The sequence below is a fragment of the Paractinoplanes lichenicola genome (genome assembly GCF_016785085.1).
Classification (GTDB): domain Bacteria; phylum Actinomycetota; class Actinomycetes; order Mycobacteriales; family Micromonosporaceae; genus Actinoplanes; species Actinoplanes lichenicola.
In genome coordinates this window covers 104,340-124,150 of record NZ_JAENHO010000008.1, presented here as the reverse complement: position 1 = coordinate 124,150, position 19,811 = coordinate 104,340, and the positions used below count along the sequence as shown (strand labels likewise).

General features: G+C 69.6%; 17 protein-coding genes. 13 read left to right on the top strand and 4 right to left on the bottom strand.

The genetic code is table 11. The annotated features are described in order from the left end of the window. Positions 1–20: 20 nt before the first annotated feature. Positions 21–2,126 carry a glycogen debranching protein GlgX gene (gene glgX, locus JKJ07_RS27715; protein ID WP_202994743.1) on the bottom strand — a complete coding sequence of 702 codons (2,106 nt, stop codon included), beginning with the start codon at positions 2,124–2,126 and terminating at the stop codon, positions 21–23. A gap of 110 nt (positions 2,127–2,236) precedes the next feature. Here glgX and JKJ07_RS27710 point away from each other — a divergent pair, with 110 nt between their 5' ends. The 4 genes from JKJ07_RS27710 to JKJ07_RS27695 all read left to right on the top strand — a co-directional run bounded on the left by JKJ07_RS27710 (position 2,237) and on the right by JKJ07_RS27695 (position 6,517). Continuing rightward, positions 2,237–3,208, top strand: coding sequence for an aldo/keto reductase (locus JKJ07_RS27710; protein ID WP_202994742.1), 972 nt, complete (start codon positions 2,237–2,239; stop codon positions 3,206–3,208). A 22-nt stretch (positions 3,209–3,230) separates the two neighbouring features. After that, the gene (locus JKJ07_RS27705; protein ID WP_202994741.1) at positions 3,231–3,773 is read left to right on the top strand and encodes a TIR domain-containing protein; all 543 of its coding nucleotides are present in this window, start codon (positions 3,231–3,233) and stop codon (positions 3,771–3,773) included. A 220-nt stretch (positions 3,774–3,993) separates the two neighbouring features. Continuing rightward, positions 3,994–4,329, top strand: coding sequence for a hypothetical protein (locus tag JKJ07_RS27700; protein WP_202994740.1), 336 nt, complete (start codon positions 3,994–3,996; stop codon positions 4,327–4,329). A gap of 64 nt (positions 4,330–4,393) precedes the next feature. Then, entirely contained in the window at positions 4,394–6,517 is a 2,124-nt protein-coding gene (locus JKJ07_RS27695; protein WP_307834437.1) for a cellulose binding domain-containing protein, read from the top strand. Between the two features lie 44 nt (positions 6,518–6,561). On the opposite strand, the gene JKJ07_RS27690 is transcribed toward JKJ07_RS27695, so the two are convergent. After that, positions 6,562–6,948, bottom strand: a complete 387-nt coding sequence (locus JKJ07_RS27690; protein ID WP_202994739.1) for a hypothetical protein — start codon at positions 6,946–6,948, stop codon at positions 6,562–6,564. A 72-nt stretch (positions 6,949–7,020) separates the two neighbouring features. Between JKJ07_RS27690 and JKJ07_RS27685 the strand changes: the two genes are divergently transcribed. Further along, on the top strand, positions 7,021–7,941 hold the full coding sequence (locus tag JKJ07_RS27685) for a LysR family transcriptional regulator (RefSeq protein WP_202994738.1): 921 nt from the start codon (positions 7,021–7,023) through the stop codon (positions 7,939–7,941). Here the strand turns inward: JKJ07_RS27685 and JKJ07_RS27680 are convergent. Further along, entirely contained in the window at positions 7,914–8,351 is a 438-nt protein-coding gene (locus tag JKJ07_RS27680) for a hypothetical protein (protein WP_202994737.1), read from the bottom strand. The two genes, JKJ07_RS27685 and JKJ07_RS27680, sit on opposite strands and share 28 nt — an antisense overlap. 10 nt (positions 8,352–8,361) lie before the next feature. Further along, the gene (locus tag JKJ07_RS27675; RefSeq protein ID WP_202994736.1) at positions 8,362–10,767 is read right to left on the bottom strand and encodes a GH116 family glycosyl hydrolase; all 2,406 of its coding nucleotides are present in this window, start codon (positions 10,765–10,767) and stop codon (positions 8,362–8,364) included. Positions 10,768–10,862: 95 nt separating this feature from the next. Here JKJ07_RS27675 and JKJ07_RS27670 point away from each other — a divergent pair, with 95 nt between their 5' ends. The 8 genes from JKJ07_RS27670 (at position 10,863) to JKJ07_RS27635 (ending at position 19,794) form a co-directional block, all read left to right on the top strand. Continuing rightward, positions 10,863–11,828: a LacI family DNA-binding transcriptional regulator gene (locus JKJ07_RS27670; protein WP_202994735.1), complete on the top strand. Its 966-nt coding sequence runs from the start codon at positions 10,863–10,865 to the stop codon at positions 11,826–11,828. Between the two features lie 147 nt (positions 11,829–11,975). Continuing rightward, positions 11,976–13,292, top strand: coding sequence for an ABC transporter substrate-binding protein (locus JKJ07_RS27665; RefSeq protein ID WP_202994734.1), 1,317 nt, complete (start codon positions 11,976–11,978; stop codon positions 13,290–13,292). A 61-nt stretch (positions 13,293–13,353) separates the two neighbouring features. Then, positions 13,354–14,232 (top strand): carbohydrate ABC transporter permease, encoded by an 879-nt coding sequence (locus JKJ07_RS27660; RefSeq protein WP_202994733.1) that lies wholly within the window; start codon positions 13,354–13,356, stop codon positions 14,230–14,232. Further along, positions 14,229–15,056 carry a carbohydrate ABC transporter permease gene (locus JKJ07_RS27655; protein ID WP_202994732.1) on the top strand — a complete coding sequence of 276 codons (828 nt, stop codon included), beginning with the start codon at positions 14,229–14,231 and terminating at the stop codon, positions 15,054–15,056. The genes JKJ07_RS27660 and JKJ07_RS27655 overlap by 4 nt, the downstream gene beginning before the upstream one ends. 10 nt (positions 15,057–15,066) lie before the next feature. Next, the gene (locus JKJ07_RS27650) at positions 15,067–15,768 is read left to right on the top strand and encodes a hypothetical protein (RefSeq protein WP_202994731.1); all 702 of its coding nucleotides are present in this window, start codon (positions 15,067–15,069) and stop codon (positions 15,766–15,768) included. After that, positions 15,765–16,733, top strand: a complete 969-nt coding sequence (locus tag JKJ07_RS27645; protein WP_307834436.1) for a LacI family DNA-binding transcriptional regulator — start codon at positions 15,765–15,767, stop codon at positions 16,731–16,733. The genes JKJ07_RS27650 and JKJ07_RS27645 overlap by 4 nt, the downstream gene beginning before the upstream one ends. Further along, positions 16,730–18,181, top strand: coding sequence for an FGGY-family carbohydrate kinase (locus JKJ07_RS27640; RefSeq protein ID WP_202994729.1), 1,452 nt, complete (start codon positions 16,730–16,732; stop codon positions 18,179–18,181). Before JKJ07_RS27645 ends, JKJ07_RS27640 begins: the two co-directional genes overlap by 4 nt. Then, the gene (locus JKJ07_RS27635; RefSeq protein WP_202994728.1) at positions 18,178–19,794 is read left to right on the top strand and encodes a fucose isomerase; all 1,617 of its coding nucleotides are present in this window, start codon (positions 18,178–18,180) and stop codon (positions 19,792–19,794) included. The genes JKJ07_RS27640 and JKJ07_RS27635 overlap by 4 nt, the downstream gene beginning before the upstream one ends. Positions 19,795–19,811 lie beyond the last annotated feature (17 nt).

The window sequence follows — 19,811 nt, the reverse complement described above, 5'->3', positions numbered from 1 at the left end:
GAGCCCGGCCGCCATTGGCCTCAGTACTGGCAGCGCAGGACGAGCATCGCGTGCGGGGGCAGGCGCAGGCCCTCCTCGGCCTTGACCGTGGTCGCCTTGGCCAGCAGCGGGTCGGCCGTGTCGACGGTGATCTCCCAGGCCTGGCCGTAGGCCGGGTCGGGCAGGGTGAACTCGACCTCGTCCGGGGAGGCGTTGAACAGCAGCAGGAACGAGTCGTCGACGATCCGCTCGCCCAGCGCGTCCGCCTCGGGGATGCCGTGGCCGTTCAGGAACACGGCCAGCGTGCGGGCCGCGCCGTGCGCCCAGTCCGGCTCCTGCATCGGGCTGCCGTCGTGGCGCAGCCAGGCGATGCCGGGCAGGCCCGAGTCGCCGGCCGGCTCCCCGGTGAAGAACCGGCGGCGGCGGAAGATGGGGTGGTCGGCCCGGAGCCGGGTCAGCCGCCGGGTGAAGACCGTGAGCACGTCGTGGTTGCGGGCGTCGGCCCAGTCGACCCAGCTGATCTCGTTGTCCTGGGCGTAGACATTGTTGTTGCCGCCCTGGGTGCGGCCCAGCTCGTCGCCGTGCGAGATCATCGGTACGCCCTGCGACAGCAGCAGCGTGGCCAGGAAGTTCCGCTTCTGCCGCTCGCGCAGCGCGATCACCGAGGTGTCCTCGGTGGGGCCCTCGGCGCCGCAGTTCCACGACCGGTTGTGGCTGTCGCCGTCGCGGTTGTCCTCGCCGTTGGCGTCGTTGTGCTTCTCGTTGTAGGAGACCAGGTCCTCCAGCGTGAAGCCGTCGTGGGCCGTCACAAAGTTGATCGAGGCGATCGGGCGGCGGCCGTCGATCTCATAAAGGTCCGAGCTGCCAGCGAACCGGGACGCGAACTCGCCCAGGCCGGCGGGCTCGCCGCGCCAGAAGTCGCGTACGGAGTCGCGGTATTTGCCGTTCCATTCGGTCCAGAGCGGGGGGAAGCCGCCGACCTGGTAGCCGCCGTCGCCGACGTCCCACGGCTCGGCGATCAGCTTGACCTGCGAGACGATCGGATCCTGGTTGACCAGGTCGAAGAACGCGGCCAGCCGGTTGACCTCGTGGAAGTCGCGGGCCAGCGACGCCGCCAGGTCGAACCGGAAGCCGTCGACGTGCATGTCGGTGACCCAGTAGCGCAGCGAGTCCATGATTAGCCGCAGCGACTCGTGGTGGCGCACGTTGAGGCTGTTCCCGGTGCCGGTGGTGTCGTAGTAGTACTGCTTGTCGTCGTCGACCAGCCGGTAGTAGGCCGGGTTGTCGATGCCGCGGAACGACAGCGTCGGCCCGAGGTGGTTGCCCTCGGCGGTGTGGTTGTAGACGACGTCGAGGATGACCTCGATGCCGGCCTGGTGCAGGGCCTTGACCATCGACTTGAATTCCTGCACCTGCGCGCCGTGCCCGCCGAACGAGGCGTAGTCGTTGTGCGGGGCGAAGAAGCCGATGGTGTTGTAACCCCAGTAGTTGCGCAGGCCGCGCTCGACCAGGTTGCTGTCGTGCACGAACTGGTGCACCGGCATCAGCTCGACGGCGGTGACCCCGAGCTCCTTGAAGTGCTTGATCATCGCCGGGTGGGCCAGGCCGGAGTACGTACCCCGTACGTCCTCGGGGATGTTGGGGTTGTCGACCGTCATGCCCTTGACGTGCGCCTCATAGATCACCGTCTGGTGGAACGGGATGCGCAGCGGCCGGTCGTTGGCCCAGTCGAAGAACGGGTTGATGACCACGGACTTCATCGCGTACGGGGCGGAGTCGTCGTCGTTGTACGCGCCGGGGTCGCCGAAGCGGTACGAGAACAGGGACTCGTTCCACTCGTAGTGCCCGTCGATGGCCTTCGCGTACGGGTCCAGCAGCAGCTTGCTCGGGTTGCAGCGCAGCCCCTGGGCAGGGTCGTGCGGGCCGTGCACGCGGTAGCCGTAGCGCTGGCCCGGCACGATCCGCGGCAGGTAACCGTGCCACACCATCGCCTCGCGTTCCGGCAGGTCGATGCGGGTCTCGGTGCCGTCGTCGTCGAACAGGCACAGCTCGACCCGCTCGGCGACCTCGGAGAACAGGGCGAAGTTGGTGCCGCCGCCGTCGTAGGACGCACCCAGCGGATACGGCGACCCGGGCCAGATCTTCATGTACGGCAACTCATCTCACTCGCGGATGTGGCCTGGCGCGTGTACCCACTTCCCCCGGGGAATCACCACGCGCGAGGCGAAGACCACTCCCTCGGGCATAGGTTGGCGATATGGAGTACACGCGTCTGGGAAGTTCGGGTCTGAAGATCAGCCGCATCGCGCTGGGGTGCATGAGCTTCGGGGAGCCCGACCGCGGCAGCAACCAGTGGACGCTCGACGATGCCGCCGCCGAGCCGATCTTCCGGCAGGCCCTCGAGCTGGGCATCACCTTCTGGGACACCGCCAACACGTACAGCGACGGCACGTCGGAGGAGGTGGTCGGCCGGGCCATCCGCAAATACACCGACCGCGACTCGATCGTGCTGGCCAGCAAGGTGTTCTTCCCGATGGGCGGCGGGCCGGGCGGCCGGGGCCTGTCGCGGCGGGCCATCCTCGAGCAGATCGACAACTCGCTGGCCCGGCTCGGCACCGACTATCTCGACCTCTACCAGATCCACCGGTTCGACCCGGAGACACCGGTCGAGGAGACCATGGAGGCCCTGCACGACGTCGTGCGGGCGGGCAAGGTGCGCTATCTCGGGGCGTCCTCGATGTGGGCCTGGCAGTTCGCCAAGCTGCAGCACGCGGCCGACCTCGGCGGCTGGACCAGGTTCGTGAGCATGCAGAACCAGTACAGCCTGCTGCAGCGCGAGGAGGAGCGGGAGATGTTCGGCCTGCTCGCCGACCAGGGTGTCGGGTCGCTGCCGTGGAGCCCGCTGGCCAAGGGCCGGCTGGCCCGCCCGTGGGACGAGCAGGGTTCGCAGCGGGCCAAGGTCGACCCGCTGCACGCCCGCTACGAGGGCGACGAGAACCGCCCGATCGTCGACGCCATGCGCCGCGTCGCCGAGGCCCGCGGCGTGCCGATGGCCCAGATCGCCCTGGCCTGGGTGCTGCACAACCCGGTGGTCGACGCGCCGATCGTCGGCCCGACCAAGACGCACCACCTGACCGACGCCGCCGCGGCCCTCGACCTCGACCTGACCGACGAGGAGATCAGCACCCTGGAAGACGCCTACACCCCCCGGCTGCCGTCGGGCTACTGACGGGGCTGACTACTATCGGCGCATGCCTGACGCACGCGACGTATTTGTGGTTCATGGCCGCGACGACCAGGCGAGGAAGGCGTTGTGGGCGTTCCTGCAGGCCCTCGACCTGCGGCCGCTCGACTGGGAGCAGGTGCGCAGCCGTACGGGCAAGCCGACGCCCTACATGGGCGAGATCCTGCGCGAGGGCTTCGCCACCAACCAGGCCGCGGTGGTGCTGATGACCCCCGACGACGGCGCCTTCCTGCACCCGTCGCTGCAGGGCACGGACGAGCCCACGTACGAGACCGAGGCAACCGGTCAGCCGCGGCCGAACGTGCTGATCGAGGCCGGGATGGCGCTGGCCCTGCAGCCCGAGCGCACCGTCATCATCGAGATCGGCCGGCTACGTCCCGCCTCGGACATGGCCGGCCTCAACACCGTCCACTTCAACGGAACCCCGGAAAGCCTCAACAAGATCGCCGGGCGGCTGCGCTCCGCGGGGTGCGCTGTCGACACCACAGGCACCGACTGGCTCGACGTGACCCGCTTTCAAAATCTGGCCGCCTATACCCGCAAGTTCTGACCCGCCCCGCCACCACCTGCCCATCGGCCCGCCGACCGAGCACCTGCCTATCAACCCGCCACCCCGGCACCCGCCCATCAGCCGCGTCCCCTCGGCCCCTGCCGGTCAAACCCGCCCCGGCCCTGTCCGTCAGGAATGACGGTGAGGGGAAAGGGGACGGTCGATGCGTGGACGGGAACGGTTGGTGGCCGGGGAGGAGGGGCTTCGGCTGGTTCGGTGGTTGAGTGAGAACCTTTACGCGCCGGCGGGGCGGTGGGATGCGGTGGCTCGGCAGGCGCTCGGTCTGCTGGAGGAGAGCGGGTTGACCGCGGCGCGGGCGGCTGCGTTGTTCAATATCGGGTCGGTGTTGCTGCGGCGGGGTGATCAGGGCGCTTGGGCGATCGAATGTCTCCGGCTCGGGCGGCGATTGTGGATCGAGCTCGGGGATGAGGAGGGGCGGCTCGCGGCGACTGAGAACCTGGCCATCGCCCTGCAGCAGACGCGGGACGGGCGGGACGAGGCCGAGGAGCTGATCGCCGAGGCGCTCGAGCGGTACAAGCGGGCCGGGGCTCATTGACAGTTGTCACTCCGTGAGCCGACGATGGGAGCGCTCCCATTCGTTCACCTCTGCGGAGAGTCCTGTGAACAGTTCCCTTCTGCGGCGCGGCCTCGCGAGCACCGTCCTGCTCGCGGCCGTCGCGCTCGCGCCACCCTCCCCCGCCCTGGCCGCCCCGAACACCGCCGCACCCAACGCCCCCGCCCCGAACGCCACCGCGCTAAACGCCGCCGCACCGAACGCCGGCACTCCCAAGGTCGCCGCCCCGGGTGAGGCCGTCCGGGTCGATGTCGATGTGCGGGCCGGGCTCGCTTCCGTCGGGGTCGGGGCCCTCGGTGTCAACCACGCCATCTGGGACTCGCAGCTCGGCACACCGGCCGTGGCTGACCTGCTCAAGGATGCGGGTGTGCAGATGCTGCGGTACCCGGGTGGCTCGTACGCCGACATCTACCACTGGCGTGACCACACCGCGCCCGGCGGCTACGTCGCTCCTGACACCGACTTCGACACGTTCATGGCTGGGGCCCGGCGCACCGGGGCCGAGCCGATGATCATTGCTAATTACGGCACGGGCACGGCTCAGGAGGCCGCGGACTGGGTGCGCTACGCCAACGTCACCAAGGGGTACGGCGCCAAGTTCTGGACGATCGGCAACGAGAACTATGGCAACGGGCATTACGGCTCCGAGTGGGAGGCCGACGACCACGCCGACAAGAGCCCGAAGGAATACGCGGCGAACGTGGTGGCGTATGCGCAAGCCATGAAGGCCGTCGACCCGAGCATCAAGGTCGGCGCCGTGCTCACGATGCCGGGCAACTGGCCCGACGCCATCGTCGGCGCCGGCGACGAGGGCAGCTGGAACCAGGAGGTGCTGACCCGGGCCGGCTCGGTCATCGATTTCGTCGACGTGCACTGGTATCCCGGCGGCAGCAGCGCGGCCGAGACGCTCACCAAGCCGGCCCACATCACCGACGCGGTCCGGCTGCTGCGGCAACAGATCTCCCGGTACGCCGGGACGAACGCCGACGGCATCGGCATCAGCATGACCGAGACGAACGTCGACGTCGGCCGCAACACCCAGCCCGGCGCGCTGTTCCTGGCCGACGTCTACAGCGGGTTGCTGGCCCAGGGCGTGTTCACCGTGCACTGGTGGAACGTGCACAACGGCCTCGGCACAGTGTCGACTGTGGCCGGGCAGACCGACTACAACGACTTCGGGCTGCTCTCCAGCGGCAACTGCAACGCCGACAACTCGGTCTGCCAGCCGCCGATGAACACGCCGTTCGCGCCGTATTACGCGCTCAAGTTGATGGGCGCTTTCGCCAAGCCGGGCGACCGGTTCGTCGGCGCGGGCACCGGTGACGCGCTGGTCAGCTCGCACGCCGTCCGCCGGCCGAACGGTGACCTGGCCGTCCTGCTGATCAACAAGGACCCGGACAACGCGCGGACCGTCGCCCTCAACTACCACGGCTTCACCCCGGCCGCGGGCGCGCCGACCGTCGTCACCTACACGAACGGCGCCGACGGCTTGACCACGGCGACCAGCGGCACGGCAGCCGCGCAGACCCTTCCCCCGTACGCGATCTCGCTCGTCACCCTGCACTCGGCGAACCCGGCCCCGGCCGTGAAGACGCCCGCCCGGCCCACGGCGACGACGACCGACCGGACCGCGACGATCTCGTGGCCGTCCGCCGGGCCCGGCCTCAAGTACGAGGTGTTCCGGCAGAACAACGGCGTGGCCGAGCAGCTGGGCGAGACCACGTCGACTTCCCTGACCGTACGCAACCTGGAGCCGGGCAAGCGTTACACGGTCAACGTGGTGGCCCGCGACGGTTCCGGCCGCACCTCGGCCGCCTCACCCCCGCTGACGTTCACGACCGCCACCCCGGCCGGCGCGCCCTGCACGGTGAAGCTCCGCGACACCAACGACTGGGGCAACGGCTACGTCGGCTCGATCGACATCACCAACAACACGGCCGGCCCGGTTACCGGCTGGACGATGACGTTCGCCTGGCCCACGACGTGGCAGACGCTGGGCAGCGGCTGGAACGCCACCTGGACCGCCGACGGCCGCACGGTCCGCGTCACGAACGACAACGCCCTGGCCGCGGGGGCGACGATCAACGTCGGCTACGTCGGCAACTACAGCGGGCCGAACGTGCTGCCCGAGGTCTTCACCCTCAACGGCAACGTCTGCACGAGCGCCTGACCGACGTTCCCGGCCCGGACGACGCGGCCCGGGCCGGGAACCTGTCACGCGTAGCGCCCATGGGTGACCGTGGCCACGACGCCGGCGATCTTAACCTCCACGACCACATCGCCGAGCCTCCACACCGTGGCGTAGTCGGAGGGCGCGCCCAGCGCGTTGAGCGCGGCCGGGGCCAGCCGGTCCCGGTGGATCACCTCGGGGATGAACGACACCATGTAAAGCTGATCCCGCTGGTCGAAGCCGTACTGGGTGAAGGCCATGGGGATCCCGCAGAACTCCTCGGCGCCCTCCCCGGTGACCCACCAACCGCTTTCCGTCCTGGCCGCGTGGGGAAACCGGGCGCGGAACTCCGCCAGCGGGCTGCCCCAGTGCAGACCGTTCCAGCCGAGGGCCAGCTCCGCCGAGGCGGAGGGTCGATCGGTGCGTCTCATCGACTCATGGCGGGGTGGACGCTGTCCAAGACGAGTCACTTACCGAGCGATAAGCGATGCTTATGATGCTCTATGGACTTGCGGCGGTTGCGGTACTTCGTGGTGCTCGACGAGGAACTGAACTTCACCCGGGCCGCGCGGCGGCTGCATCTGGCCCAGCCCGCGCTGAGCCAGCAGCTGCGCACCCTGGAACGCGAGCTGGGGGCGCGGCTGATCGAGCGGGGGCCGGGTGGCTGCACGCTGACCCCGGTCGGGGTGGTCGCCCTGGCCGAGGCCAGGGCCGTGCTGGCCCGGGCCGACAGCGCGCGGTCGCGGATCGACGCCGCCATTCGCGAGCAGGGCGGGCGGCTCCACCTCGCCTACACGCGGTCGGCGCGCGGCGGCCTGGTCGACGCCGTCGTCGCCCGGTTCCGCCGGGAGAACCCCAATGTCGAAGTGATCGCGGAGACCGGATGGACCGCGCTGAACGTCGCCGGGCTGCTCTCCGGCAAGTTCGACGCCGCGTTCGTCCGGCCGCCGCTCTACGAGCCCGAGCTCCGCTGCCGCATCCTCGGCACCGAGGAGCTGCTGCTGGCCGTCCCGGCCGGCCACCCGCTGGCAGGGCTGCGCCGGATCCCGCGCGAGGCGGTCGCCGGCGAGCCCGCCGTGATGTGGCCCCGCGAGAACGGGCCCGGCATGTTCGACCGGACCGTCGAGCAGATCTGGCCCGACGGCGGCTTCACCCTGCTCCGCCACGAGCCCGACGACGAGCAGCTGCTCCGCGCGGTAGCCGGCGGCTCGGTGGTCGCGGCCGTGCCCGCCGGTCGAGCCCGCGCCCTACGCGTGCCGGGCGTCCGCCTGCGCCGCTTCGTGGCGCCGCTGCCCACCATCGACATCGGACTCGCCTTCCACCCGCGGCGCGTGTCCCCCCTCGCGCAGCGCCTGCTCTCGGCCCTGGACGATCCGCCCCCGGACAGCGCGTCGGCTCAGTCGCCGCTGGCGCCCCAGAAGTAGATCTCGGTGGGCTTGCCCTCGGCGTCGTGCAGGACGGCGCAGCGGCCGGACCACCGGTCGTACTCCAGGTCTTGCAGGCGTTCGACGTGGGCCCGGGTCAGCACCGTGGTGCCCACCGCGGCCCGCGCCTCGGCGTCGGTCACCGGCACGACCCGCCCCGGGCCGGGTTCGGAGCTGATCCGGCGCATGTCGAGGATGGAGTGTGTGCCCGACTCCTGCACGTCCTCCGCCGCCCACAATTCGTCCTCGGTGCGCGGCCGGTTCGGGAAGTCGGCGGCCGTTTTCTGGAACTCGTACGGCACGGCCCACCAGTGGTCGCCGTCGTCGAAGACCTTCGTCCGCAGCTCGTGGAAAGCATTGCCGAGGTCAGGCTGATAGGGGACGTAGTAGTCCCACCCGGAAGCACCCATGGCGCGCAGACTAGTGGGGCAGTACGACACTTCCGTCGTCGGCCACCGTCAATGTCCCCCACGTCGTGCCGGCGACGAACGGGAAGCGGCCGGGGCGTTTTCCGGCCGTGTGGGTGCCGGCCGTCGCGTCGTGCCGCACACCCGACCACGCGGTCAGCAAGGACCACCCCGCCATTGCCCGTACGTAGTGGTCGCCGCACTCGATCTCGTTGAAGGGATTGCGGCGAGTGCCGTCATAGCGGGCCCGCACCCCGCGCACGACGGCCAGCCCTTCGTCGTCGAGGCCCTCGTAGAAACAGTGCGCGGCGACCTGATATTCGACCCCGGTCCACACCTCGTCGCAATAGCGCAACGGCACCGCCGGCCGGCCCCCGTTCGGCCACGTGCACACGACCAGTCCCGTCTCGTCCCCGTCGGCGAAGGACCGATAACCGTGCGGCTCGAAACCCGTACGCAGGTTGTATTTGACGATCGCGCGCAGGGCCGAGACAACGCGCGCGGCCGGCAGCAGATGCCCGAGGCCGAGCTCGTGCGCCCACCACTGCCCGAGCAGCTGGTCGGAGAGGCAACCCTTCCCGAAGTCGTACGCCTCCCCCGTGGCCGGCTGCGCATAGAACTCGCCGTTCCACAGCAGGGAGTCGTACGCGGAAGAGGCCTTCTCGAAGACGGCCGTATACGGATCCGGCTCTCCCAATCGTACGGAAATTTCCGACATGGCACGGAGCGCTGATAGCCAAAGACCCCCCACGAACATATTCGGCCCATGCAGCGAAATGTCGTAGGTGACAGGCTGGTCACCCCGTAACACGCCGTCCCCGCCGCCATCCCATTTATCCGAAATATGTGACATGAGCGCAACCAAAGCGGTCCACTGCGAACGAAGCCACGAAAGGCCCGCGCCATCCAGCACCGAACGATAAGTCTTCAGCACAGCACCCAACATGCCGTCCAAGGCAGGCCGCTCGGGCCCGCCAATAGGAACGCCGTGCAACTGCGGCAGATAAAGCGGCAACACGACCCGATGCGGAAGAGAACCGTCGGCGGCCTGCACCAAAAACTCGGTCTCCCGCATGTCCCGCCCCACCGACGGGAACAGCCGCGCCAGGGCCTGCTCGTAATTGAGCACGTGATTGCAGTTCAACGGGCACGACCCGCCCGCATCGCCGTTCCAGTTGCGCGTCGAGGCGCCGAGCGCGCCCTCGAACGCGAATGTGCGCCCGTCCGCCGTACGGAAGATGCTCGGGGAACGTACGAGGGAAGGTTGTGCCGCAATGGTCTCGCGCAACGGCTCCGGCAAATCGCTCGACGCCACCGCCTCGGCCCAGGCTCGCGAAGCGCCGTCCAAGAGGCTCCGGTCCGACAGATAGGCGTCGAGCACGTCGAGCGCGCCGCCGAACCGGGTCGCGTAATGGTTGCCCACCCAGAATCGGGTCGGCCCGTAATCGCGCTGCGGCCCGAACCGGTCGAAATCCGCGTACCGGTTCGGGAACCACCACGCGTGCACGATGTCGATCGTCGTGGACTCCCCCGGCGCCAGCGCGAAGGCGGGCGCGACGGCGGCGTCCCACGTGTGCCCGGCCGGGCTCGGGCCCTGCGGGACCCGTACGGGGGAAGCGCCGTCACGCAGCGCGGCCCGCAGCGCCTCGGGTGACCAGTCGCCGAGCTGGGTCGGCGCCACCAGCCGCAGCGTCTCGGCGAAGCGCAGCACGGCGTCGGCGTCGTGGGCCCGCGGCAGCACGGCGGCCGGCGCGTCGGTCCAGAGCAGCATCTCCCCCGCCGACGCGTCGTCCTCGGCCAGGCCCGGATGATCCATGAGCACGCCGCTCTGCCCGGGCCGGCGCAACAGCCGGTTGACGTTGCCGCCGTAGCCCGCCCCCCGCGTGCCGTCGATCGGCGTCACGCCGTCCCAGCCGACGCCGTTCTGCAACGCGCCGAGCAGGAACCCGTGGCGGAACTCGGCGCTGTCGTTGCGGATCGTGAACCGGTAGCGCACCAGCGGCAGCGAGCTGGCGTCGGCGTCGAGCGGCACGAAAGGGGTGTGCGCCTCGAGCGTGACGGCCACGGGCAGCGCGGGATCGTGATAACCGACCCGGGCGTACGGATACTCCGCCTCGAAAGTCGTGTCGGCCACGAACGGCCAGCGCCAGGTCCGCCCCGCGTCCGGCACGACTGCGTCCGACACGTTCGGGGCAGGCTCGCCGGTTTTTTTAAAGGACCGCAGCAGCCGTACGACGTCGTCCGGCGGCTCGAGTGACGAGACGCGCAGCGCGAAGAAGCTGTCCGGCAGCAGCCCGCCGTGGTTGGGCACCCCGAGCAGCTGCCACTGCCGCAGCGCGCCGTCCCCGCACAGCGCCACGTGCCCGGTGCCGAGCCCGCCGAGCGGAAAGGCGACCGCGTCTCCGGCGTACAACGTCATCTGCGTCTCCCTGGCGATGAAATCGATTTCACAAAGCTGAAACGGAACGTAGATCGGGGTCGGCCGCCTGTCAAGACGGCCTAGAGTGAGGCGCTATGGCCACGATCTATGAGGTAGCCGCGCTCGCGGGCGTCTCGCCCGCGACCGTCTCGCGCTTCTTCAACGGCACCACCGTGTCGCCGGAGAAGCAGCGGGCCGTGCGCGAGGCCGCCGCCAAGCTGGCCTTCACGCCCAACAAGACCGCCCGCCGCCTGCGCAAGCAGAGCTCCGAGGTGGTGGCCCTGCTGATCCCCGACATCGAGAATCCGTTCTTCACCGCGCTGGCCCGCGGCGTCGAGGACAGGGCGCAGGAGGCGGGCTTCTCGGTCGTGCTGTGCAACACCGACGACGACCCCGGCAAGGAGCTGCGCTACCTGCAGATCGCCGCGTCCGAGCAGATGGCGGGCGTGATCCTGGCCCCCGCCTCGGACGAGGCCGACCTGGGCGCGATCGCCTCGCTGGGCAGCCCGGTCGTGGCCGTCGACCGCACGACGCCGTATCCGGTGGACGCCGTCAAGGTCGACAACCGGGCGGCCGGCATCGCGGCCACGACGGCGCTGTTCGACGCCGGGCACCGCCGGATCGCCTGCATCGCCGGGCCGGTCGGCATCGAGGCGACCGAGGACAGGTTTCTGGGCTGGCGGCAGGTGATGACCGCCCGCCGGGCCGCGATGCCGGACGGCTTCCTGCAGCACGCGAACTTCCGGGCCGACGGCGGGCATGCGGCGATGCAGCGGCTGCTGGCCCTGCCCGAGCCGCCCGACGCGGTGCTGACCACGAACAACCTGATGGGCGTGGGGGCGCTGCAGGCCGTCGTCGAGGCCGGCGCCGACCCGGCCCGATTCGGCCTGGCCGTGGTCGGTGAGCTGCCGTTTCTCTTCCTGACGCCACGCTCGGTGGTGCAGGTGCGGCTGCCCGCGCGGCACCTGGGCACGACCGCCGCGTCGATGCTGCTGGAACGCATCGGCGGCGACACCCAGCCGCCCCGCACGGTCGTGTTACGGGCCGAATTGGCCCGTTAGCTGCAATCGATCCCGGCTGCGAGTTCCCTGATCAGAGCCACCCTCGAAAAGACGAGCCGACTCCTTGACGAAATCGATTTCATGGACTTCACTGTGGCGCACCGCACCGCCTCTAAACCGCTCCCAATTCGAGAGGGACGCAGGCACATGAAGACCTCGTTACGAAAGCTCACGTTGCTCGGCGCGGCCGCCCTGCTTGCGGTCACGTCCGCGGCCGCCTGCTCGAACGACGACTCCGGCTCCTCGTCGGGCGACCAGTCGCTCGAGATCGTCTACTGGAACTACGGACCCGCCGCCGAGCAGGGCAACAAGGCCACGGCCGACGCCTTCATGGCCGCCCACTCCGGCACCACGGTCACGCTCACCCCGGTCACCGGCGAGAACTGGGGCACCTACTACGCCAACGTGGCCACGCTGATCGCCTCGGGCAAGCGCCCCGACCTGATGGTCATCTCGGGCGAGGGCGCCCAGTTCGTGCACTCCAACAACCTCGTCCGGCCGATCAACGAATATCTCGACAAGGACGAGGAGGCCAAGACGATCACGAGCGACATCGCGCAGGGCCTCATCGACGGCTTCACGGTCAAGGGCGACGTCCTCACCCTGACGTACGGCTGGAACGACATGGTCGTCTACTACAACACCGCCGTGTTCAAGAAGGCCGGCGTCGAGCCGCCCAAGCCGGACTGGACCTGGGAGCAGTTCCAGCAGACGGCCAAGAAGCTGACCGAGGACACCAACGGCGACGGCACCCCCGACCGGTACGGGTTCACCTGGGCCAGCAACGAGATCTTCCCCGGCATCATGCCCTGGGTGGCCAACGCCGGCGGCAACCTGACCAGCGACGACGTGTGCACCGCGACCGCCGGCACCCCGCAGGTGAACAAGGCCGTCTCGTTCCTCGACCAGCTGATCAAGGACAAGGTCGCGCCGGCCCCGATGCCGATGAGCGACGTGTTCACCCGCTTCCAGAACGGCCAGGTCGCCATGTTCGGCGCCGGGCGCTGGCCGATCGCGACGTTCCTGCCCAAGTTCAAGGACTTCGACATCCAGCTCTACCCGACCGGCGACACGTACAAGACGGTCTTCGGCGGCGCCGGCTATCCGATCCTCAAGTCGTCGAAGAACCCCGACCTGGCCTGGGAGTACCAGAAGTTCACGGTCAGCGAGGAGATCGAGAAGCAGTACGTGGGGACGGCCGACAAGCCCGGCGACTCGATCCCGTCGCGCCGCTCGCTCGCCCGGACCATCGCCCAGAACGGCGTGCCCCCGGCGAACTCGAACCTCTACTACGACAGCATCGACAAGCACGAGACGCTCGTGCCCTACCCGGCGCCGGCCAAGTACAGCGCCTTCGAGTCGACGGTCCTGCGTCACCTTCAGCTGATCTTCGCCGGCGAGGCGAGTGTCGCCGACGGTCTCAAGAACATGCAGGGTGAACTGAGCAGCATCGTCACCTGCTGAGATGGCTACCCTCATGACTCGACGTCAGGCTCCCCCGGCTCCGAGCCGGGGGGCCACCCCCTTGAAAAAGAGAGGAGACGGGCTCGCGGCCCTCGCGTTCCTGTCCCCCTCGATCGTCACCTTCGTGATCTTCGTGCTGGCCCCGACCCTGGGCGTGCTCTACCTGAGCTTCTACGACTGGAACCTGCTCAGCGACGGCACGTTCGTCGGGCTCGACAACTTCGAGCGGCTCGCCTCCGACGAGCGCCTGCTGCGGGTGTACGGCTCCACGGCGTACATGGCGCTGGTGATCCTCGCGGTCAACGTGGTGCTCGGATTGCTGCTGGCGGTGCTGCTGGAGGCCAAGATGCCCCGGCTGCTGCGCGGCTTCTTCCGGCTGAGCTTCCTGTTCCCGTTCGTGGTGTCGGCCTCCGCGGTCGCGCTGATCTGGCGGTTCCTGCTCAACAAGGACCTCGGCCTGGTCAACTGGTTCCTCGGCTCGCTCGGCATCGACCGTATCGACTGGCTCGGCTCGTCGGTGTGGGCCCCGATCTCGGTGATCATCGTGAACTCGTGGAAGACCATCGGGTTCTCGATTCTGGTCTACATCGCCGGCCTGCAGGCCATCCCGGGCGCGCTCAAGGAGGCCGCGATCGTCGACGGGGCCAACGCCTGGACCCGCTTTTGGCGCATCACGTTCCCCCTGCTGTCCCCGACGATCTTCTTCCTGGTCGTCATCAACACCATCAACTCGTTCCAGATCTTCGCCGAGCCCCGGGTGCTGACCCAGGGCGGACCGGGCGACGCCAGCCGCACGATCGTCGAATACCTCTACGACCGGGCGTTCGGCGACTTCGACCTCGGCTACGCCTCCGCCATCGGCATCACGTTCATGCTGATCCTCATCGTGCTCACCGCAATCCAATTCCGGTTCTCGCGCAGATGGACGTTCTACGAGTGAGCAGACTTCTTTCCCGTACGGCGACGTTCGTCATCCTCGCCGTCGCAGCCATCGCCATCACCGCGCCGTTCCTGTGGATCTTCCGGGGTGCGTTCGCGGCCTCGGACGCGGAGCTCTACAAGCTGCCGCCGTCCTTCGATCCGGGCAACCTGACCGGGGCCAACTTCGGCAAGGTGACCGAGCAGGTGCCGTACTTCCGGTTCTTCGCCAACTCGATCATCGTGTCCACCACGGTCACGATCGCTCAGCTGGTCACGTGCTCGACCGCCGCGTACGCGTTCGCCCGGCTGCGTTTCCGGGGCAAGGGCGTGCTGTTCGCGGTCGTCATCGGGTCGCTGATGATCCCGATCCAGGTCACGATCGTCCCGCTGTTCCTGGTCATGTCGAAGCTGAGCCTGACCAACACGCTGTGGTCGCTGATCCTGCCCGGCATCTTCTCCGGCTTCGGCATCTTCCTGCTGCGCCAGCACTTCCTGGCCCTGCCGTACGAACTGGAGGAGGCGGCCAAGCTCGACGGCGCCGGCCACTTCCGGACGTTCGCGCGGGTCATCCTGCCGCTGTCCGGGCCCTCGCTGGCGACGCTGGGCATCCTCTGCTTCACCTACTGGTGGAACGACCTGCTGCTGCCGCTGGTCATGATCAGCGACACCGAGCGGCAGACCCTGCCCGTGGGCCTGGTGCTGCTGGCCGGCCGCTTCTCCACCGGCTCGCTGGGCACCATCGCGGCCGGCATCGCGCTGGCGATCGTCCCGGTGCTCATCGTCTTCCTGGCCGCGCAGCGCTACATCGTGCAGTCGATCGCGTCCAGCGGTCTCAAGCTCTAAGGGGGTCGCAGTGGACGTGTTGGTCAAAGAAACCTGGTCCGGCGTCACGGCGTGGTGGCAAGAGCTTCCCCGTACGCTCGGGGCCGGCGCCCTGACGCTGGTGGCGGCGACGCCGCTGGCCGTTGCGCTGGTGGCCGATGCCCCGCGCGTGGTGGCCGCCGCCGCGGTGCTGCCGCTGATGCTGGCCCTCACCGCCGTGGCCTCGTTCGCCGCGCAGACCGCGCGCGGTGACCAGCCTCGGATAAGCGGTGCCGATCCCGTGCTGGCACTCCTGTTGTCGGTCGCCGGTCTGGCCCTGCTCGCCCCGTGGGGCGTGCTGCCGGCCGCGGCCGTCGTGATCGTCGGGCCGTACGCCCTCGCCTATGGTGCGGTGCGGGGCAGGCGCGGCTGGGCGGCGCTACGCGGCGGGGTCATCCTCGCCGCGTACCGTCCCGCCTGGGCGCTGACGCTGACCGGGCTGACGGTGCTGGCCGGGTTTGCCGCCGCGGCCTCGGCCGGGGCGCTGGCGCTGATCGTGGCGCCGCTGCTGCTGACGATCGCCGCCCGCCAGACCGCCACCCTGCTGGCCGACATCGATGATCGCCAATCCGTCGCGACCCCAGTACCCGCCCTCCCAGGGGGGTCCCCCACCTCGGGGCAGTTTACCGACATTGCGCGATCTTCGTCCGAGGGCCTGTGGACAACCGCGGACTGTGGAAAACCCGCGTGGTGACGATATATGAGGTAGCGGCCCGGGCCGGCGTCTCGGCCTCGACGGTCAGCCGGGTGCTCAACGGGGCCAAGGTCTCCGCCGAGTCCGAGCGCCTCGTCCGCGCGGCCGCCGAGGCCCTGGCCTTCACCCCCAACCGCACCGCGCGCCGGCTGCGCGGCCACTCCTCGGCGGTGATCGGGCTGATCATCCCGGACATCGAAAACCCGTTCTTCACGGCGCTCGCCCGCGGCGTCGAGAACCGGGCCCGCGCGGCCGGCTACTCGGTCGTGCTGTGCAACACCGACGAGGATCCCGACCGCGAGGCCACCTACCTAGACATCGCGGTGGCCGAGCACATGGCGGGCGTGATCCTGGCCCCGGCCGACGACGCCAGCGACGTGAGCCGGCTCGTGGCCCACTCCCGGCCGGTCGTCGCCGTCGACCGCAGCCTGGCCCGCGCCGACGTCGACGCGGTGACGGTGGACAACCGGGCCGGCGGGCGTTCGGCGGCCGAGTCGCTGTTCGCGGCCGGCTATCGGCGGGTCGCCTGCATCACCGGGCCCAGCTCGGTCGAGACCGCCCAGCTGCGGATGGCGGGCTGGCGCCAGGCGGCGTCGAGACACACCGGTTCCGCGTACGTGGAGGAACTGTTGCGCTACGCCGACTATCGCGTCGAGGGCGGCCGCCAAGCGATGGCCGAGCTGCTCGAACTGCCCGACCCGCCGGACGCGGCAGTGGTCGCCAACAACCTGATGGCCGCGGGCGCGCTCGACGCCCTCGACGACGTGGGGCTGGCGCCGCCCGCGTTCGGCCTGGCCGTCTTTGGTGACCTGCCGTTCGCCTCGTTCGGCCGGCGGGGCATCCGGGTGGTGGACGTGCCCGCGCGCGAGCTCGGCGAGGCGGCCGCCGCCCTGCTGCTCGACCGCATCGGCGGGGACGCGAGCCCGGCCCGAACCGTTGTCCTGCGAGCCCTGGAGCAGCGATGAGCGTTTTCCTCGGTGTCGACATCGGCACCTCCAGCAGCAAGGGCGTGCTGGTCGCGGCAGACGGCGAAGTGCTGCGGACCGCCGTACGGGAACACGGGGTTGATCGTCCGCGGCCGGGTCACGTGGAGATGGCGGGATCGGTGTGGTGGGACGAATTCCGCTCGCTCGCCGAGGAGCTGACCGCGGGCGTGACGGTGAGCGCCGTCGGGGTCAGCGGCATGGGGCCCTGCGTGCTGCTGACCGACGCGGCCGGGGTCCCGCTCAGACCCGCGATCCTGTACGGGGTGGACACGCGCGCCACCGACGAGATCGCCGCCCTCACGTCGTCGCTGGGCGAGTCAGCGATCCTGGAGCGCTGCGGTTCGGTGTTGTCGTCGCAGGCGGCCGGGCCCAAGCTGGCCTGGCTCGCCAAGCACGAACCGGACGTCATGGCGCGCGCCCGGCGACTGTTCATGCCCGCCTCCTGGCTGGCGTATCAACTGACCGGCAACTATGTGCTCGACTTTCACTCGGCCAGTCAGTGCACGCCGCTCTTCGACACGCACGCGCTGGACTGGTATCAGCCTTGGGCCTCGCTGATCGCCCCCGGACTGGAGTTGCCGCCGCTGGCCTGGCCCGGCGACGTGGCCGGCGTTACCCGGTCGGATATTTCGGGCATCCCGGCGGGCACTCCGGTGATCACCGGGACGATCGACGCGTGGACCGAGGCGGTCAGCGTCGGCGCGCAGAACCCGGGCGACCTGATGCTGATGTACGGCACGACGATGTTCCTGATCGCGACGGTGTCTTCGTTCACGACCTCGCCGTCGATGTGGGGCACGGTCGGCGCCTTCCCGGGCACGCGCAACCTGGCCGGGGGCATGGCCACCTCGGGGGCGATCACCTCGTGGCTGCGCGACCTGACCGGCGCGTCCTTCCCGTCGCTGCTCGCGGAGGCGGAGGCGTCCGGGGCGGGGGCGCGGGGGCTGCTGATGCTGCCGTACTTCGCCGGGGAGCGTACGCCGGTCATGGATCCCGACGCCCGGGGCGTGATCGCGGGTCTGACCCTGGAGCACACGCGGGGTGATCTGTATCGGGCCGCACTCGAGGCCACGGCGCTCGGCGTGCGGCACAACGTCGCCGCCCTGCGCGAGGCGGGCGCCGACATCCAGCGGGTGGTGGCCGTCGGCGGCGGCACTCGGGGTGGCCTGTGGACGCGGATCGTCTCCGACGTCACCGGGCTGGCCCAGGTCGTGCCGCGGGTGACGATCGGGGCGGCGTACGGGGCCGCTTTTCTTGCCGCCGGGGCGCCGGACATCAACGCCTGGAACCCACCCGCCGAGACTGTCCGGCCGGATCCGGCCACTCGCGCGACCTATGACGAGCTTTACGCGCTCTATCTCGACCTCTATCCGGCCACCCGGACCATCACCCACTCCCTCGCTGATCGTCAACGGAGGACCCGATGACCACGTACGCCATCCCCGCCGCCCCCTCGCGTCCGTCGGCCGAGCCGAACACCGCTTACCTGATCGCGAGCGGTGATCTGCGGCCCGCCGCCAACCGGGCCGGCTGGCCGGTGCAGCAACAGATGGAGGCCGCTGTCACCGCTGCCATGGTCGAGCTCGGTTGGTCGGTGCGCCGGGCCCACGACGGCTTCATCGACAGCCAGCGGATGGGCCTCGAGGTGTTCAAGACGATCCCGCCCGACGCGCCGTTGATCGTGGCGGAGGCGGTGTGGCAGTACAGCCATCACGTGCTGGCCGGGTTGCGCACCCATCGCGGGCCGATCCTGACGGTGGCCAACTTCGCCGGGGACTGGCCTGGGCTCGTCGGGCTGCTCGGCCTCAACGCGGGGATGGCCAAGATGGGCGTGGACTACTCGACGATCTGGTCGGTCGACTTCACCGACGACTGGTTCTGCGCCGGCCTGCGCAGCTGGGTCACGACCGGCACCATCGAACACGACCTGTCACACGTTTCGGATTTGCCGGACCTGGGGGATAAAGATGAAGTGACCCTGGGGAGGGCGCTGGCAACAGAACTGCTGGCCGACAAGGCGATCATCGGGGTCTTCGACGAGGGTTGCATGGGCATGTACAACGCCATCATCGACGACGGGCTGCTCAACCCGCTCGGCATCTACAAGGAGCGGCTGTCGCAGAGCGCACTCTGGGCCGAGATGCAGCGCGTCCCCGACGCCGAGGCCGACGCGGTCGGGGCCTGGCTGCTCGCCAAGGGGATGACCTTCGAGCTGGGCACCGACGAGGCCACCGAGCTGACCCCGGCCCAGCTGCGCTGGCAGTACAAGATGTACATCGCCGCGCTGCGGATCAGCGACGACTTCGGGCTCGACGCCGTGGGCATCCAATATCAGCAGGGCCTCAAGGATCTCTCCCCCGCCTCCGACCTGGCCGAGGGCCTGCTCAACAACGCCGACCGCCCGCCGGTCACCGCGCGCGACGGCAGCCGGGTGCTCTGGGACGGCGTACCGCTGCCGCATTTCAACGAGGCCGACGAGGGTGTGGCCGTGGACGCCCTGATCACCAACCGGATCTGGACCGCGATGGGTCTCGACCCGGCGACCACGCTGCACGACGTGCGCTGGGGCGAGGAGTACGACGGCGAGTTCGTCTGGGTGTGGGAGATCTCGGGTTCGGTGCCGCCGTCGCACTTCGCGACCGGCTACGCCGAGGCGGTCGGCAAGCGGCAGGATCCCGTCTACTTCCCGCTGGGCGGCTCCACCATCAAGGGCATCTCGAAGCCCGGCGAGGTGGTGTGGAGCCGTGTCTTCGTACAGGGAAACGCATTGCACGCCGATCTGGGCCGGGCCACCGCGGTCGAGCTGCCGGCCGCGGAATCGGAGCGCCGCTCGCAGGCCACCACCCCGGCCTGGCCCATCATGCACGCCGTGCTGCACGGGGTGACCCGCGACCAGTTCATGGCCCGCCACAAGGCCAACCACCTCAACGTCGCGTACGCCCCCGACGCCGCCACGGCCGACAAGGCGCTGCTGGCCAAGGCCGCGATGCTGTCCGCCCTCGGCGTCAGCGTCCATCTCTGCGGCAAAGTCACGATCTGACCCCGTACGGCGTCGCT

Bases quoted from the DNA above. Each gene is read 5' to 3' on its own strand.
- JKJ07_RS27705 (WP_202994741.1), top strand. From the start codon at position 3,231: ATGCCTGACGCACGCGACGTATTTGTGGTTCATGGCCGCGACGACCAG.
- JKJ07_RS27680 (WP_202994737.1), bottom strand. From the start codon at position 8,351: ATGGGTGCTTCCGGGTGGGACTACTACGTCCCCTATCAGCCTGACCTC.
- JKJ07_RS27710 (WP_202994742.1), top strand. From the start codon at position 2,237: ATGGAGTACACGCGTCTGGGAAGTTCGGGTCTGAAGATCAGCCGCATC.
- JKJ07_RS27670 (WP_202994735.1), top strand. From the start codon at position 10,863: ATGGCCACGATCTATGAGGTAGCCGCGCTCGCGGGCGTCTCGCCCGCG.
- JKJ07_RS27675 (WP_202994736.1), bottom strand. From the start codon at position 10,767: ATGACGTTGTACGCCGGAGACGCGGTCGCCTTTCCGCTCGGCGGGCTC.
- JKJ07_RS27685 (WP_202994738.1), top strand. From the start codon at position 7,021: ATGGACTTGCGGCGGTTGCGGTACTTCGTGGTGCTCGACGAGGAACTG.
- JKJ07_RS27690 (WP_202994739.1), bottom strand. From the start codon at position 6,948: ATGAGACGCACCGATCGACCCTCCGCCTCGGCGGAGCTGGCCCTCGGC.
- JKJ07_RS27665 (WP_202994734.1), top strand. From the start codon at position 11,976: ATGAAGACCTCGTTACGAAAGCTCACGTTGCTCGGCGCGGCCGCCCTG.
- glgX (WP_202994743.1), bottom strand. From the start codon at position 2,126: ATGAAGATCTGGCCCGGGTCGCCGTATCCGCTGGGTGCGTCCTACGAC.
- JKJ07_RS27635 (WP_202994728.1), top strand. From the start codon at position 18,178: ATGACCACGTACGCCATCCCCGCCGCCCCCTCGCGTCCGTCGGCCGAG.
- JKJ07_RS27640 (WP_202994729.1), top strand. From the start codon at position 16,730: ATGAGCGTTTTCCTCGGTGTCGACATCGGCACCTCCAGCAGCAAGGGC.